This is a genomic window from Pseudonocardia sp. ICBG1142, assembly GCF_020496255.1.
Lineage (GTDB): Bacteria > Actinomycetota > Actinomycetes > Mycobacteriales > Pseudonocardiaceae > Pseudonocardia.
Window position 1 is genome coordinate 216169 of record NZ_JAHLJC010000003.1, and the last position, 14213, is coordinate 230381.

Annotated in this window: 16 protein-coding genes; 6 read left to right on the forward strand and 10 right to left on the reverse strand. The window is 75.0% G+C overall.

What is annotated here, in order from left to right; all coding sequences use genetic code 11:
- The first annotated feature begins 405 nt into the window (after positions 1-405).
- The 3 genes from KPL59_RS01250 to KPL59_RS01260 all read left to right on the forward strand — a co-directional run bounded on the left by KPL59_RS01250 (position 406) and on the right by KPL59_RS01260 (position 2233).
- Entirely contained in the window at positions 406-1305 is a 900-nt protein-coding gene (locus tag KPL59_RS01250) for a DUF418 domain-containing protein (protein ID WP_226359647.1), read from the forward strand.
- Between the two features lie 107 nt (positions 1306-1412).
- Positions 1413-1907, forward strand: a complete 495-nt coding sequence (locus tag KPL59_RS01255) for a hypothetical protein (RefSeq protein ID WP_226359648.1) — start codon at positions 1413-1415, stop codon at positions 1905-1907.
- Between the two features lie 101 nt (positions 1908-2008).
- Entirely contained in the window at positions 2009-2233 is a 225-nt protein-coding gene (locus KPL59_RS01260) for a hypothetical protein (protein WP_226359649.1), read from the forward strand.
- A 21-nt stretch (positions 2234-2254) separates the two neighbouring features.
- On the opposite strand, the gene KPL59_RS01265 is transcribed toward KPL59_RS01260, so the two are convergent.
- From KPL59_RS01265 to pyk, 5 genes are read right to left on the reverse strand one after another with little or no spacing between them, the layout of a single operon-like run.
- A complete protein-coding gene (locus KPL59_RS01265; protein WP_020627508.1) occupies positions 2255-2734 on the reverse strand; it encodes a CoA-binding protein in 480 nt (159 codons plus the stop codon).
- Positions 2731-4068 (reverse strand): O-acetylhomoserine aminocarboxypropyltransferase/cysteine synthase family protein, encoded by a 1338-nt coding sequence (locus tag KPL59_RS01270; protein WP_020627507.1) that lies wholly within the window; start codon positions 4066-4068, stop codon positions 2731-2733. Before KPL59_RS01270 ends, KPL59_RS01265 begins: the two co-directional genes overlap by 4 nt.
- Positions 4069-4086: 18 nt before the next feature.
- On the reverse strand, positions 4087-4797 hold the full coding sequence (locus KPL59_RS01275) for a dienelactone hydrolase family protein (RefSeq protein ID WP_226352989.1): 711 nt from the start codon (positions 4795-4797) through the stop codon (positions 4087-4089).
- Positions 4794-5726: an acyl-CoA thioesterase gene (locus KPL59_RS01280; protein WP_374111579.1), complete on the reverse strand. Its 933-nt coding sequence runs from the start codon at positions 5724-5726 to the stop codon at positions 4794-4796. The genes KPL59_RS01275 and KPL59_RS01280 overlap by 4 nt, the downstream gene beginning before the upstream one ends.
- A 24-nt stretch (positions 5727-5750) precedes the next feature.
- The gene (gene pyk / locus KPL59_RS01285) at positions 5751-7175 is read right to left on the reverse strand and encodes a pyruvate kinase (RefSeq protein ID WP_020627504.1); all 1425 of its coding nucleotides are present in this window, start codon (positions 7173-7175) and stop codon (positions 5751-5753) included.
- Positions 7176-7268: 93 nt separating this feature from the next.
- On the opposite strand from pyk, the gene KPL59_RS01290 reads away from it, so the two are divergent.
- A complete protein-coding gene (locus tag KPL59_RS01290) occupies positions 7269-7637 on the forward strand; it encodes a VanZ family protein (protein ID WP_051050429.1) in 369 nt (122 codons plus the stop codon).
- 76 nt (positions 7638-7713) lie between these two features.
- Here KPL59_RS01290 and KPL59_RS01295 read toward each other — a convergent pair whose 3' ends face one another.
- Genes KPL59_RS01295 through KPL59_RS01315 form a run of 5 tightly spaced genes read right to left on the reverse strand, consistent with a single transcriptional unit; the run spans position 7714 to position 12506 of the window.
- Entirely contained in the window at positions 7714-8352 is a 639-nt protein-coding gene (locus KPL59_RS01295) for a DUF2461 domain-containing protein (RefSeq protein ID WP_226352991.1), read from the reverse strand.
- Entirely contained in the window at positions 8349-9305 is a 957-nt protein-coding gene (gene lgt, locus KPL59_RS01300) for a prolipoprotein diacylglyceryl transferase (RefSeq protein WP_308187808.1), read from the reverse strand. Before lgt ends, KPL59_RS01295 begins: the two co-directional genes overlap by 4 nt.
- Positions 9306-9308: 3 nt before the next feature.
- On the reverse strand, positions 9309-10178 hold the full coding sequence (gene trpC / locus KPL59_RS01305) for an indole-3-glycerol phosphate synthase TrpC (protein ID WP_308187809.1): 870 nt from the start codon (positions 10176-10178) through the stop codon (positions 9309-9311).
- 49 nt (positions 10179-10227) lie between these two features.
- Positions 10228-10878, reverse strand: coding sequence for a Trp biosynthesis-associated membrane protein (locus KPL59_RS01310; protein ID WP_226352992.1), 651 nt, complete (start codon positions 10876-10878; stop codon positions 10228-10230).
- The gene (locus KPL59_RS01315; RefSeq protein WP_226352993.1) at positions 10875-12506 is read right to left on the reverse strand and encodes an anthranilate synthase component I; all 1632 of its coding nucleotides are present in this window, start codon (positions 12504-12506) and stop codon (positions 10875-10877) included. The genes KPL59_RS01310 and KPL59_RS01315 overlap by 4 nt, the downstream gene beginning before the upstream one ends.
- A 57-nt stretch (positions 12507-12563) precedes the next feature.
- Between KPL59_RS01315 and KPL59_RS01320 the strand changes: the two genes are divergently transcribed.
- Entirely contained in the window at positions 12564-13211 is a 648-nt protein-coding gene (locus KPL59_RS01320; RefSeq protein WP_226352994.1) for a TetR family transcriptional regulator, read from the forward strand.
- Positions 13212-13276: 65 nt separating this feature from the next.
- A complete protein-coding gene (locus KPL59_RS01325; protein WP_226359650.1) occupies positions 13277-14194 on the forward strand; it encodes an oxygenase MpaB family protein in 918 nt (305 codons plus the stop codon).
- Positions 14195-14213 lie beyond the last annotated feature (19 nt).

Below are 14213 nucleotides of genomic sequence, written 5' to 3' on the forward strand. Positions count from 1 at the left end.
CGACGGGGAGCACACCCACCGCCATGCGTGGCACGAACCACACCGCCGGTAGCGTGCGGGCGATGCGTGACGTGCCGGTGACCGGTCGTGCACCGGCGCCGGACCTGGCCCGCGGCGCGGCGCTGCTGCTGATCGCCGTGGCGAACGTGCACACCTTCGTCACCCACCGGGGCATCGGGGTGCGCACCTACCCGCTCGACCCGACCGGCGTCGACGCCTGGCCCGCCGCGGCGCAGCTGACCCTGGTCGACGGCCGGGCCTACCCGCTGTTCGCGCTGCTGTTCGGCTACGGCATCGCCGGGCTCGCCCGCCGCGCGGCCCGCGCCGGTGCCGGGCCCGACCAGGTGCTGGCCCTGGTCCGGCGCCGGGGCGGGGCACTGTTCGCCGTCGGGGGCCGCGCACGCGGTGCTGCTGTGGCACGGGGACTTCGTCGCCGCCTACGGGCTGATCGCCGTGGTGCTCGCGCCGGTGCTGGTCCGTGGGTCGACCGCGGTGCTGGTGCTCACCGGGGTGGCCGCGACGACGCTGCTGGCGGTGCTCTACGCCCCCGTCGCGCTGACCCGGTCCGACGCGGCGTCGGCGTCGCCGTCGCTGGTCGCACCGGACGTGGTGTCCGCGGCGGTGGAGCGTTTCGGCGAGTGGCTGTTCGGCAACCTGCTGATCAGCGCGGTCGGGCTGGCGGGAGCCGCGGTCGCGGGGGTCCTCGTCGCCAGGGCCGGCTGGCTCGACGACCCGGCCCGGCACCGTCGCGCGCTGCGCCGGGTCGCCGTCGCGGGGATCGGGGCCGGGGTCGTGGGCGGCCTGCCGCTGGGGCTGGTCGCCGCGGGGGCGTGGACGCCGTCGGAGCCGGTCGCGCTCGTGGTCGGGGTGCTGCACGCCGTCACCGGCTACGCCGCGGGCGCCGGGTACGCGGCGCTGGCCGGGCTGGTCGTCGCGCGACGGACACGGTCCGCCGGTGCGGCGCCGGACGGTCCGGGGGCCGTGTACCGGTCCCCGGGCGACGCAGGACCCGTGCCGGGCGGGTGGGTGACCCGCGCGCTGGTCGCGTTGGGGCGGCGCTCGCTGAGCGGGTACCTGGCGCAGTCGGTGGCGTTCGTGGCCCTGTTCCCGGCCTGGACGCTCGGGCTCGGCGCGGGCCTGCCGCTGTGGGCGGCGACGCTGTGCGGGGCCGGGGTGTGGCTGGTGACCGTCGTCGTCGCCGTGGTCGCCGAGCGCCGAGGCCACCGCGGCCCGGCCGAGGTGCTGCTGCGCCGGCTGACCTACGGCCGCACCCCGGCTCCCGCACACCGCCCCGCCGGACCATGATCGCCGGGAGTGGAGCGCCGAAGGCACCCCGCTGCGCTCTGCACTCCACTCCCGGCGATCATCGTGGGGCGCGGGCCCGCGGGCGGGTGGCGGTCTAGGCTCCCGACATGAGCGGCACCGACCCCGCCGACCGGCCCGGACCGGACGAGCCGGCGCGGCCGGACGTGCCCGGGGCGGCCGGGGCGACGCCGTCGTGGCAGGGCGCCCCGGGCTTCTCCGGGGTGGCCCCGGTGTCGTCCGGCCCGGTGGAGGTCCCGCCGCACGCCCCGCTGCCCGGCGCGCCGCCGTACCCGCCGGACACCGAGCCGGAGCGGGCCGCGGTCGCCGACCGGTCCCCGCAGCTCCCGGGCGTCGCCACGGTCCTCCCCCGCTGTGTGGCCGCGACCGCCGGCTGGGTCGCGGTGGCGCTGCTGCTGGCCCTGGTCACCGGGGTCGGGTCGTGGCCGCTGCGCGGGCTCGCGCTGCTCGTGCCGTGGGGGCTCGCCGCCCTCGCGCTGGTGTTCCCGGCCCGGCGCGGGGTCGGCCCCGGCGGGCTCGTGGCACTGGCGTTCGCCCCGTTCTGGCTGGTCCACGCCGTCCTGGTCGGTCTGCTCGGCTGGTGAGACCGGCCCGGCCGTCGTCCGGCGACCCCCTCTCCCGAATGGCGCCGGGCGCTGCGCCACGCCATGATGCCGATCATCCACTCCCCACGGAGGAGGTCCTCGTGGCCGATCACGACCCGCAGGTGCTGCCGTTGGCCGACGTCGCCGATCGGTGGGTGGTGCGGTGCGACTGCGGGTGCGGGCTCCTCACCCAGTATGCCTCCCGGGACGAGGCCGAGGACGCGGCGGCGCAGGCCCGGGAGGAGGCCGGCCCCCCGACCGCGCGGGAGCAGGCGATCGAGGAGGTCGTCGAGGACGACGGCGAGCGGGCCCCCGAGCGGATCTGACCGGCGTGCCCGCGGGCGGGGTCAGTCCCGGCGCCGCGAGGTGATCACACCGGTGTCGAAGCCGGCCAGGTGCAGGCCGCCGGCGAAGCGCGCGTGCTCCACCTTGAGGCACCGGTCCATCACCACGGTCAGGCCCGCGGCCTCCGCGCGACGGGCGAGCTCCTCGTCGAACAGGCCGAACTGGAGCCAGAACGTCGACGGCGTCGGGTCCAGGGCGAGGACCTCGTCGAGCACCCCGCCGAGGTCCTCGGGACGGCGGAAGACGTCGACCAGGTCCGGCACCACCGGCAGCTCCGCGAGCGAGGGGTACACCGGTCGCCCGAGGATCTCCGGCGCGTTCGGGTTGACGAAGTACACCTCGAAGCCGGTCGAGGCCAGCAGGTAGGTGGCGACGAAGTTGCTGGCCCGGGCCGGGTTCGGGCTCGCCCCGACGACGGCGACGGTGCGGGTGTCGCGCAGGATCTGCTGGCGCCGCCACGCGGGCGGGTTCTCCCAGGTCACGAGCTCTCCTTCTGCGAGGCGGCCAGCGCCTGGTCGAGGTCCCAGACGATGTCGTCCGGGTCCTCCAGACCGACCGAGATCCGGATCATGTCCTCGGGGACGCCCGCCTGCTCCAGCTGCGCAGGAGTGAGCTGCTGGTGGGTGGTGGACCCGGGGTGCAGGACGAGGGTGCGGGCGTCGCCGACGTTGGCGAGGTGGCTGCACAGCTGCACCGCCTCGATGAACCGCGCCCCGGCGGCCCGGCCGCCGCGCACCCCGAACGCGAACACCGCGCCCGGCCCCGCGGGCAGATACCGGCGAGCCCGCTCGTGGTGGCGGTGCGACGGCAACCCGGGGTAGGTCACGTACTCCACCCGCGGGTCCGCCTCGAGCCACTCCGCGACCTTCTGCGCGTTCGCCACGTGCGCCTCCATCCGCTGCGGCAGCGTCTCGACGCCCTGCATCAGCAGGAACGCCGAGTGCGCCGACAGCGTGGCGCCGACGTCGCGCAGCTGCTCGGCACGCAGCTTGGTGAGGAATCCGAGCTCCTGGAAGTTCCCCCACCAGGTGAGCCCGCCGTAGGACGGGACCGGCTCGGTCATCCCGGGGAAGCGGCCGTTGCCCCAGTCGAAGCGGCCGGACTCGATCACCACGCCGCCGAGGGTGGTGCCGTGCCCGCCGAGGAACTTCGTCACCGAGTGGATCACGATGTCCGCGCCGTGCTCCAGCGGCCGGCACAGGTACGGCGTCGCCAGCGTCGCGTCGATGATCAGCGGGAGCCCGGCCGCGTGCGCGACCTCGGCGAGCCCGGCGATGTCGGCGACCTCGCCGCCCGGGTTGGACACGACCTCGGCGAACACGAACTTGGTGTTCTCGCGGATCGCGGCGGCGTAGTCGGCCGGGTCGGTGCCCGGCACGAAGGTCGTGTCGACGCCGAAGCGGCGCAGCGTCACGTCGAGCTGGGTGATGGTGCCGCCGTAGAGCCCGGCCGCGGCGACGGCGTGGTCCCCCGCCCCGGCGAGGGCGGCGAAGGTGAGGAACTCGGCGGACTGCCCGCTGGCCGTGCACACCGCGCCGATGCCACCGTCCAGGCTGGCCAGGCGCTCCTCCAGCGCCGACACCGTCGGGTTGGCGATCCGGGAGTAGATCAGCCCGTACTTCTGCAGCGCGAACAGCGCCGCGGCGTCGTCGGTGTCGCGGAAGACGTAGCTGGTCGTCTGGTGGATCGGGACCGCCCGGGAACCGGTCGCGGCGTCCGGCACCGTCCCCGCGTGCACCGCCCGGGTGCGGAAGCCCCAGGCCCGATCCGGTCGGTCGCCGCGCGGTCCCGACGGTTCGCTCGCAAGCTCGCTCACGTCCCCATCCTCCCCCGCCTACAGGTGGTCGCGCAGGAAGGCCCGCACCCGCTCCGTCGCGTCCGTCGCCGAGGGTTCGTGGTACTCCGCGTGCAGCGGCGTCCGGCGTGCCACCGCACCCTTCGCACCCGGCGTGCGCGTCATGAACGAGTGCCCGGCCTCGGGGTAGACGACGACGTCGTGCGGGATCCCCCGCTCCGCCAGGTCCGCCTCCAGACGCTGCGGGTACCCGTCGGCGAACTGCAGGTCCCGCCCGCCGAAGCTCGCGACGACCGGACAGACCGGCTCCACCGCGACACCCGCGCGGCCGTAGAACGGCACCGCGACCCGGTACAGACCGGTCTGGGACAGCAGCAACGCGAACCCGCCGCCCATGCAGAACCCCATGACACCGATCCGGTCGGCGTCGACGGTGGGCTGGTCGGCCAGCCAGCGCCGGGCGGACTCGCAGTCCCCGAGCGCGGCGCCGCGGCCGGTGGCCATCGTCGCCAGCGTCGAGGCGATGCACAGCGGCTTCACCCGGCCGCGGGCGAACAGGTCCGGGATCAGGACGGTGTAGCCCTCGCGGGCCAGCTCGCGGGCGATCCGGCGCATCTCCGGGGTCATCCCGAAGATCTCGTAGATCATCACGATGGCGGGGCCGGGCGTGTCGGTCTCGGGGCGGGCCAGGAAACCGGGGAGCCTCCCGCCGTTGACACTGGTCAGTGAGACCTCGGACTCGACGGTCACGGGCGGGGGTCCTTCCGGTCGCGGGGGACCCGGACGAGCCCCTCCTGCATGGTGGTGGCGACCAGGCGGCCGGCGGCGGTGAAGAAGCGGCCGCTGGCCAGGCCACGCCCACCGGAGGCGGCCGGTGAGAAGCACGAGTAGAGCAGCCACTCGTCGGCGCGGAACGGCGCGTGGAACCACATCGCGTGGTCCAGGCTCGCCATCTGCAGCCCGGTGCGGGGTACGTCGTGGCGGGCGACGACCGAGCCGAGCAGGGTCAGGTCGCTGGCGTAGGTGAGCAGGCAGACGTGCAGCAGCGGGTCGTCGGGCAGCTCGCCGTCGGCGCGCAGCCACAGCCGCATCGGGTCGTCGGACGGACCGGTGTGGTCCTGCGACCAGGACGGCTCGTCGATCAGCCGGATGTCCAGCGGGCGGGGCAGGCCGGCCATCCAGCCGCCGTCGCCGCGGGCGGCGCGCGTGCCGAGGTCGTCGACCGCCTCCGGGGCGGGGACGTCCGAGGGCATCGGCTGGGAGTGCTCCAGGCCGTTCTGCGGCAGCTGGAACGACGCCGACAGCGAGAAGATCGGCTCGCCGCGCTGGATGGCGAGCACCCGGCGGGTGGTGAACGACCGGCCGTCGCGGACCCGCTCGGTCTCGTAGACGATCGGGATGCTCGGGTCCCCGGGGCGGATGAAGTAGGCGTGCAGCGAGTGCACGTGCCGGTCGGCGGACACGGTCCGCCCGGCCGCGACGAGCGCCTGGCCGGCCACCTGGCCGCCGAACACCCGCGGCAGCGAGACCGGTGGGCTCACACCGCGGAAGAGGTTGTCCTCCAGGCGCTCCAGGTCGAGCAGCGCGACCAGGTCGTCGAGGACGGCCTGGCCGCGCGGTTCACCGTCGGCTGCGGTCTCGGGCACTGTCTCGGGTGCGGGTACGGGGTCGGCACTCACGCCCGGGAGTATGCCCGGCGCCGGTCAGGCGTGGTCGTCCTCGCCCAGCCGGTGGACCCGGATCAGGTTGGTCGAGCCGACCGTGGAGGGCGGCGAACCCGCGACGACGACCACGAGGTCACCCGGCTTGAACCGGCCGATGGACAGGATCGCGTGGTCGACCTGGCGGATCATCGCGTCGGTCGAGTCGACCCGGTCGACCAGGAACGTCTCGACGCCCCAGGTCATCGCGAGCTGGCTGCGGACCGCGGGCTCCGGGGTGAACGCCAGCAGCGGGAGCCGGGTGTGCAGCCGGGCCAGGCGCCGCACGGTGTCCCCGGACTGGGAGAACGCGACCAGCGCGCGGGCGGAGAGCCGCTCGCCGATGTCGCGGGCGGCGTAGGACAGCACGCCGCGCTTGGTGCGGGGCACGTGGTTGAGCGGCGGCACGTCGGCCGGGCCCGCCTCGACGGCCTCGACGATCTCGGCCATCGTCCGCACGGTCTTGATCGGGTAGCGGCCGACGCTGGTCTCGCCGGACAGCATCACGGCGTCGGTGCCGTCCAGGACGGCGTTCGCGACGTCGGAGGCCTCGGCGCGGGTCGGGCGCGAGCTGGTGATCATCGAGTCCAGCATCTGGGTGGCGACGATGACCGGCTTGGCGTTCTCCCGCGCGATCTGCACGGCGCGCTTCTGCACCAGCGGCACGTTCTGCAGCGGGAGCTCGACGCCCAGGTCGCCGCGGGCGACCATGATGCCGTCGAAGGCGAGCACGACGGCCTCGAGGTTGTCGACGGCCTCGGGCTTCTCCAGCTTCGCGATCACCGGGACCCGACCGGCGCCGGTGTTGTCCATGATCTTGTGGACGAGGTCGATGTCGGCGGGGCTGCGCACGAACGACAGCGCGACGACATCGACCCGCAGCGACATCGCGAACTCCAGGTCCGCGACGTCCTTGTCCGACAGGGCGGGCACCGAGATGTTCATCCCGGGCAGCGACAGGCCCTTGTTGTCCGAGACGGGGCCGCCCTCGGTGACCCGGCAGACCACGTCGTTGCCGTCGATGGCGACGACCCGCAGTCCGACCTTGCCGTCGTCGACGAGCATCCGGTCGTCGACCTGGGCGTCCTGGGCGAGGCCCTTGTAGGTGGTGGAGACCCGGTCGTGGGTGCCGGGCACGTCGTCGACCGTGATCCGCACCTCCTCGCCGGTCGCCCACTCGGTGGGCCCGTCGGTGAAGCGGCCGAGCCGGATCTTCGGGCCCTGCAGGTCGGCGAGGATGCCGACGGCGCGCCCGGTCGAGTCGGCGGCGTCGCGGACCATCTCGTAGACGCGCTTGTGGTCGGCGCGGTCCCCGTGGCTGAAGTTGAGCCGGGCCACGTCCATGCCCGCCTCCACGAGGTCACGGATCCGGTCCGGGGTCGCCGTCGCCGGTCCGATGGTGCAGACGATCTTGGTTCGACGTGTCACGGCTATCAGGGTAGCGGTGTCTGGAACGATCAGGACGACGGGAACCCGGCCTGTCGGTGTCCGGTTCGACGGTGTTCATCCGCAGGATCGGCGGTGGAGCAGACTGGGGGCGTGCGCGTCCAGCCGTTCGTCCTGTCGGTCCTGTTGAGCCTGGTCATCCTGTTCACCCCGGCGTCCGGGGTCCCGACGGCACCTCCGGGCACCGACAAGCTCGTCCACCTGCTGCTGTTCGCGCTGCTGGCGTGGACCGGGCGGGCCGCCGGGATCCGGGTGTGGCCGCTGCTGGGCGGGCTGGTCGCCTACGCGGCGGCCTCGGAGGTCGCGCAGGCGCTGCTGCCGATCGGGCGCAGCGGCGACGTCCTCGACGCGCTCGTCGACGTCGCCGGGGCGGCGCTCGGGCTGGGGCTGACCGTGCTGGTGGCCCGCCGACGACCGGGCCGCGAGACGTCGTCGCGGCTCTGAGGCGGGCCGGTCCCTTCCTCCGACGGTCCTGCGCCGATGCTCCGGGCGCGCCGGGCCCCACGGCCGCGGCCCCGGGTCAGCGCCGCGGGAGCTCGCTGGGGCCGACGTGGTCGTCGAGCCACTCGGTGACCGGGCGGGTCGCCCGCCACACCCTGCGGACCCGGTCACGGGCCCGCGGGCCGTGCAGCACGTCGTCCGGCGGCCAGTGCCGCGCCACGTAGAGCCCCGTGTGCCGCAGCAGGTCCAGCCGCGGGTGGTCCGGGTCGGTGCCGCGCGGCCGGGTCTTCAGGGTCGCGCCGTCGACGGTGAGCCCGGCGGCGCGGGCGGTGTCGAGGCGGGCCCGCAGGTCCTCGCCGCGGCGCTCGTCGTCGACGCTCTCGCGGTAGCGGGCCAGCTGGTCGGACGCCAGGTGGTAGTAGCCGCCGGCCGCGAGCATCCCGTCCGCGGACACCTCGACGTAGAACGGCTCGGCGAAGCCGCCGCAGTGGGTCTTGTACGGGGTCTTGTCCGCGGCGAAGCGCACGTCGCGGTAGGGGCGGAACACCTTCCCCGCCCCGAACTCCGGTTCGAGGTCGGCGAGCAACGCCAGCATCGGGCCGCGGACGTCGTTCTCGTAGACCGCACGCTGGTCGGTCCAGTACGCACGGGAGTTGTCGGCGAGCAGGCCGTCGTAGAACTCGACGGCGCCCTCGCCGAAGCCCGCGAACGCGCTCACGCGTCCTCGCGCTCCTGGGGTCTGCCCTGCTGCCCGGGCCCGGCGGTGTTTGCCGGCTCGGGGGCGACGTACTCCTCGCGGCCGCGACGGGCGAACGCGACGTAGAGCACGGCCCCGATGAACACCACCGCCGCGACGACGACGTTGATCCGGACGTCGCCGAACACCCGCGTCGCCGGGTCGGTGCGCATGAGCTCGATGAAGAACCGGCCGAGCGTGTAGCCCGCGACGTACAGGCCGAAGACCCTGCCGTGGCCGAGCCGGAACCGGCGGTCGGCCAGCACGATCAGCGCGGCGACGACGAGGTTCCACAGCAGCTCGTAGAGGAAGGTGGGGTGCACGACCGCGATCGGCGTCGGGTCGAGTGCCACACCGCCGAGCGGGTCGTCCAGCCCCGTCGCGGGGTCGACCCGCCGGTAGATCTCCAGCCCCCAGGGTAGGGTGGTCGGGCCGCCGTAGAGCTCCTGGTTGAACCAGTTCCCGAGTCGTCCGATCGCCTGGGCGACGATGATGCCGGGGGCAACCGCGTCGGCGAACAGCGGCAGCGGGACGCCGTGCCGGCGGCAGCCGATCCAGGCCCCGACCCCGCCGAGCGCGATGGCGCCCCAGATGCCGAGCCCGCCGTTCCAGATCTCCAGCGCGCCCCACGGGTTGCCGCCGGGGCCGAAGTAGGTCCGCCAGTCGGTGGCGACGTGGTAGAGCCGCCCGCCGAGCAGGCCGAACGGTACCGCCCACACCGCGACGTCGAGCACCGTCCCGGCCCGCCCGCCGCGTGCCTGCAGCCGGCGCTCGCCCCACCACAGGGCGACCGCGATGCCGGCGATGATGCACAGCGCGTACGCCCGGATCGGGATCGGGCCGAGATGCCAGACACCCCGGTCCGGGCTGGGGATGGACGCCGGGAGCGCGCCGGGCAGTGCGGAGGGCAGAGCGGTGGCGAGCGTGACGAGCACCGATCAGCCGCCGTTCCGGCTGCAGGACGGGTGGAACCCGGCCGCGACCAGACCGCGGACCGCGGCCGCCGGGTCCCCGCTGGTCACCAGGCCCTCGCCGACCAGCACCGCATCGGCGCCCCATCCCGCGTAGGTGAGCAGGTCACCGGGGCCGCGGACGCCGGACTCGGCGACCTTGAGCACGTGCGAGGGCAGGCCGGGCGCGATCTCACCGAAGACCGACCGGTTCACCTCGAGGTTGTGCAGGTTGCGGGCGTTGACACCGATCAGCGTGGCGCCGGCCTCCAGGGCGCGGTCACACTCCTCCTCGGTGTGCACCTCCACCAGCGGGGTCATCCCGAGGGACTCGATACGGTCCAGCAGCGAGGCGAGCACCGGCTGCTCCAGCGCGGCGACGATCAGCAGCACGACGTCCGCGCCGTGCGCGCGGGCCTCGTGCACCTGGTACGGCGTGACGACGAAGTCCTTGCGCAGCAGCGGGGTGTCGACCCGGGCGCGGACGGCGTCGAGGTCGGCCAGGGAACCGCCGAAGCGGCGCTGCTCGGTGAGCACGCTGATCACCCGCGCACCGTTGGCGGAGTAGGCCTCGGCGAGATCGGCCGGGTCGGGGATGTCGGCGAGCGACCCCTTCGACGGGCTGGCCCGCTTCACCTCGGCGATGACGCCGACGCCCGGCTCGCGCAGGGCCGCCATCGCGTCCCGCGGGGGCGGCGCGGCCGCGGCCCGCCGCTTGATCTCGGCGAGGTCGACGACGCTCTCGCGCACGGCGAGGTCCTCCCGGACCCCGTCCACGATGGCCTCGAGGACGCTGGGTACGCGACCCGGAGTCCCGTTCGGGTGTCCGGTCGTACCGGCAGTGCCCGTAGTGCTCACAGGACCGACTCCTCCTCCGCTCGCGCGTCGCCCGGACGTCGAGGTCATGCTAGTTCTCCCCCTCACGCGGACCGACGGTCGGGTCGCCGCCGGCGTCGAGCCGTTCCCAGGCCGCCCGGTCGGGGTCGGTCGGTGTCGTGGCCGCCCGTGTCCCCGGTGCGGCGTAGCGGGCACCGAGCCGCGGCAGCCGCGGTTCGCGCACCACCAGCAGCACCGCAGCGGCGAGTGCGACGACCCCGCCGGCGACCGCCAGCCAGGGCCACGGCGTCGCCGAGACCGCGCCGGAGCCCGCGGGGGCGTTCGGGGCGGTCAGCCCGGAGCGGGCCGAGGCCAGCTCCACCGCCGACGGCGGCACGGCGACCAGCCGCAGGGTGAGCACCACCGCGGCCACCCCGGCGAGCCCGACCAGCACACCGAGCACCCGGCGGGCGATCCCCGACAGCGCGACCAGCGCGGCGACCGCGGCGACCAGCAGCGCGGCGACCGCGGTGACCACGGGTTGCAGCTGCGCGCCGGTGGCGCCGAGCTCGACGGTGCCGCGGGTGGCGGTGGGCACCTCCAGCACGAACCAGTCGGCGGACCCGGCACCCCACAGGGCCCCGGCGCCGAGCAGCATGCCGAGCACGGTCAGGCCGAGCGACCGCCGGTCGGTGCGGTGCGGTGCGGGCGCGGCGACACCGTCGTCGCCGGGCGCCGTCACGCGCTGCCTGGGACGGGCGGGGGTGCCAGCGGGGCCGACAGGGGCCCGGCCGCGGCGACGGCCGAGAGCACCGCCCGGGCCTTGTTCAGGCACTCCATGTCCTCCGCGGCCGGGTCGGAGTCGGCGACGATCCCGCCGCCGGCCTGCACGTAGGCGGTCCCGTTGCGGATCATCGCGGTGCGGATCGCGATCGCGGTGTCGGCGTTGCCCGCGAAGTCGAGGTAGCCGACGATGCCGCCGTATTGACCGCGCCGGGTCGGCTCCAGCCGGTCGATGACCTGCATGGCCCGCACCTTCGGCGCCCCGGACAGGGTGCCGGCGGGGAAGCAGGCGACGACGGCGTCGAACGCGGTGCGGTCGCGCCGCAGCAGCCCGGACACCGTCGACACCAGGTGCATGACGTGGCTGTAGCGCTCGATCTCGAAGAAGTTCCGCACGGTCACTGTGCCGGGCTCGCACACCCGGCCCAGGTCGTTGCGTCCGAGGTCGACGAGCATCAGGTGCTCGGCGCGCTCCTTCTCGTCGCCGCGCAGCTCCTTCTCCAGGAGCTGGTCCTCCTCGTCGGTCGCGCCGCGCCAGCGGGTGCCCGCGATGGGGTGCGTGGTGGCGCGCCCGTCGAGCACGCTGACCAGCGCCTCCGGGCTGGACCCGACGATCGAGAACGGCGGCCCGCCCGCGGCGTCGTCGAGGCGCAGCAGGTACATGTACGGGCTCGGGTTCGTGGTGCGCAGGATCCGGTAGACCTCGAGCGGGTCGGCGTCGCACTCCATCTCGAAGCGCTGCGACAGCACGATCTGGAAGGCCTCACCCGCGCGGATCTGCTCCTTCGCGTCCTCGATCGCGGCGTGGTGCTGCTCGGGGGTGCGCCGGCGGAGGAACTCCGGGCGGGTCGGGGTGTACACCGCGACCGAGCTCGGCGACGGGACCGCGAGCTCGCCGGTCATCCGGTCCAGCCGGGCGACCGCGTCGTCGTAGGCCTGGTCGACGCGGTCGTCGGTGGCGTCCCAGTTGATCGCGTTCGCGATCAGGGTGACGGTGCCCTCGTGGTGGTCGAGCGCGGCCAGGTCGGTGGCCAGCAGCATGACCAGCTCGGGCAGCGCCAGGTCGTCGACGGCCGGGTCGTCCGGGTCGGCGATGCGCTCGACACGGCGGACGATGTCGTAGCCGAGGTAGCCGACCATGCCGCCGGTCAGCGGCGGCAGCCCGGGCAGCGGCTCGGAGTGCAGCTCGGTGACCACGGTGCGCAGCGCCTCGAGCGGGTCCCCGCTGGTGGGCAGGCCGTCGGGGACCTCACCGGTCCAGACCAGCTCGCCGTCGACGGCGGTGAGCGCCGCGGCGCTGCGCGCCCCGACGAACGACCACCGCGACCAGGACCGGCCGTTCTCCGCGGACTCCAGCAGGAACGTGCCGGACCGCCCACCCGCCAGCTTGCGGTACACCCCGACCGGGGTCTCGTCGTCGGCCAGCAGCCGCCGGGTCACCGGGATGACCCGGTGCGCACGCGCCAGCTCCCGGAACTCCTCGCGGCTGGGGCTCACCGCGCCCAGGGCTGCGGCTGCGGGAACCGCGGGGGCGGGGGCGCCCGTCGTCGTCGCGCCACCGGATGCGTTCTGGGTCCGCTGGGTCATGCGACTCATTGTCCCCGAGCAGTGACGACCGCCCTCGGGCGGGTGAGGATGGGACGCATGACCGAACCGAGCGCCAGCGCACCCCCGGCCCCGGGGGCGCAGCCCCGGCGTCGTGGCCGCCGGTCCGGCGGTGCGGACACCCGCGCCGCGCTGCTGGCCGCCGCCCGCGTCGAGTTCGCCGACCGCGGCTTCGACGGCGCCACGGTCCGCCGGATCGCCGAGCGCGCCGGGGTCGACCCGGCGATGGTCAACCACTGGTTCGGCGGCAAGGAGAAGCTGTTCCTCGCCGCGCTCGACCTGCCGCTCGAGCCCGAGCAGGTCCGCGAGCACCTGCTGAGCGGTCCGGGCGACACCGTCGGCGAGCGGATCGTGCGCACCTTCCTCACCGTGTGGGACACCGGCAGCGGCTCCCCGATGGCGGCGGTGCTGCGCAGCGTCGCGGGACACGAGGCCGCGGCCCGGATGCTGCGCGAGTTCATCGGCAAAGCGATCCTGGTGCCGGTCACCCGCGTCCACTCCCCCGACCGGCCCGACGAGCGGGGCGCGCTCGTCGCCGCCCAGCTGATCGGGCTCGCCATGATCCGCTACGTGGTGCACCTGGAACCGCTGGCCTCGGCGCCCCCCGAGGACATCGTCGCCGCGGTCGGGCCGACCGTGCAGCGCTACCTGACCGGGAACCTGGGGTCGACGAACCCCGAGGAGTAGGCGGCGAACCCGGCCACGAGCTCGCCAGCAGGGCGGCCGGGGCCGCACGACCGCACACTGGGGTCATGGTCGATCCGTCCGCCCGGCTGCCCGGCGCCGTCGCCGACCGGCTCGAGGCGCTTCGCTCGCGGGTCGGGTCGGCGGTGTTCAGCCGGGTCGCCGGCGACGAGGGATCCGGCCGCCGTGCCCGCGTCCTCGGCGCCGAGGGCCCGCGCTGGTTCGCCGAGGACGCCGCGATCCGCACCGTGCACGGCGACGCGTCGATGTTCGTCGGCGGACTGCGTGCGCTGCTGCTACAGTCGCTGCACCCGCTGGCCATGGCGGGGGTCGCCGGGCACTCCGGGTTCCGCGGCGACCCGTGGGGACGGCTGCAGCGCACCTCGTACTTCCTGGCCGCGACGACGTTCGGGCCGGCCGAGGAGGCCGAGCGGGTGATCGCGCGGATCAGGCGGGCCCACGTGCACGTCCGCGGGACCGCGCCGGACGGGCGTCCGTACTCGGCGTCGGATCCGCACCTGCTGCGCTGGGTGCACATCGCCGAGATCGACAGCTTCCTCACCGCGCACGACCGCTACGGCGCCGCCCCGCTCGACGCCGCCGGACGCGACGCCTACGTCGCCGACACCGCACGCGTCGCCCGTGAGCTGGGCGTGCCCGACCCGCCGGAGTCCGTCACCGAGCTGCGGGCGCAGCTCGCCGCCTACCGGCCCGAGCTGGCCGGGACCCCGGAGGCCCGCGACGCCGCGCGGTTCCTGTTGTGGGAGCCGCCGCTGCCGCTCTCCGCGCGGCTGCCGTACTCGGTGCTGGCCGCCGCGTCGGTGGGGCTGATGCCGCGCTGGACGCGGCTGCCGCTGCGGCTGCCCTGGCTGCCCGTGGCCGAGGCGACCGTGGTGCGGGCCGGGGGGCACGCGATCACCGCCGGGATCCGGTGGGTCACCTCGGCACCCACCCAGCCGCCACCGACGCCGCCGGTGCACCCGTAGCGGTCAGACCCCGCCGCCG

Coding starts and splice junctions, on each gene's coding strand:
- KPL59_RS01255 (WP_226359648.1), top strand. CDS start 1,413: ATGAGCGGCACCGACCCCGCCGACCGGCCCGGACCGGACGAGCCGGCG.
- KPL59_RS01315 (WP_226352993.1), bottom strand. CDS start 12,506: ATGACCCAGCGGACCCAGAACGCATCCGGTGGCGCGACGACGACGGGC.
- KPL59_RS01320 (WP_226352994.1), top strand. CDS start 12,564: ATGACCGAACCGAGCGCCAGCGCACCCCCGGCCCCGGGGGCGCAGCCC.
- KPL59_RS01325 (WP_226359650.1), top strand. CDS start 13,277: ATGGTCGATCCGTCCGCCCGGCTGCCCGGCGCCGTCGCCGACCGGCTC.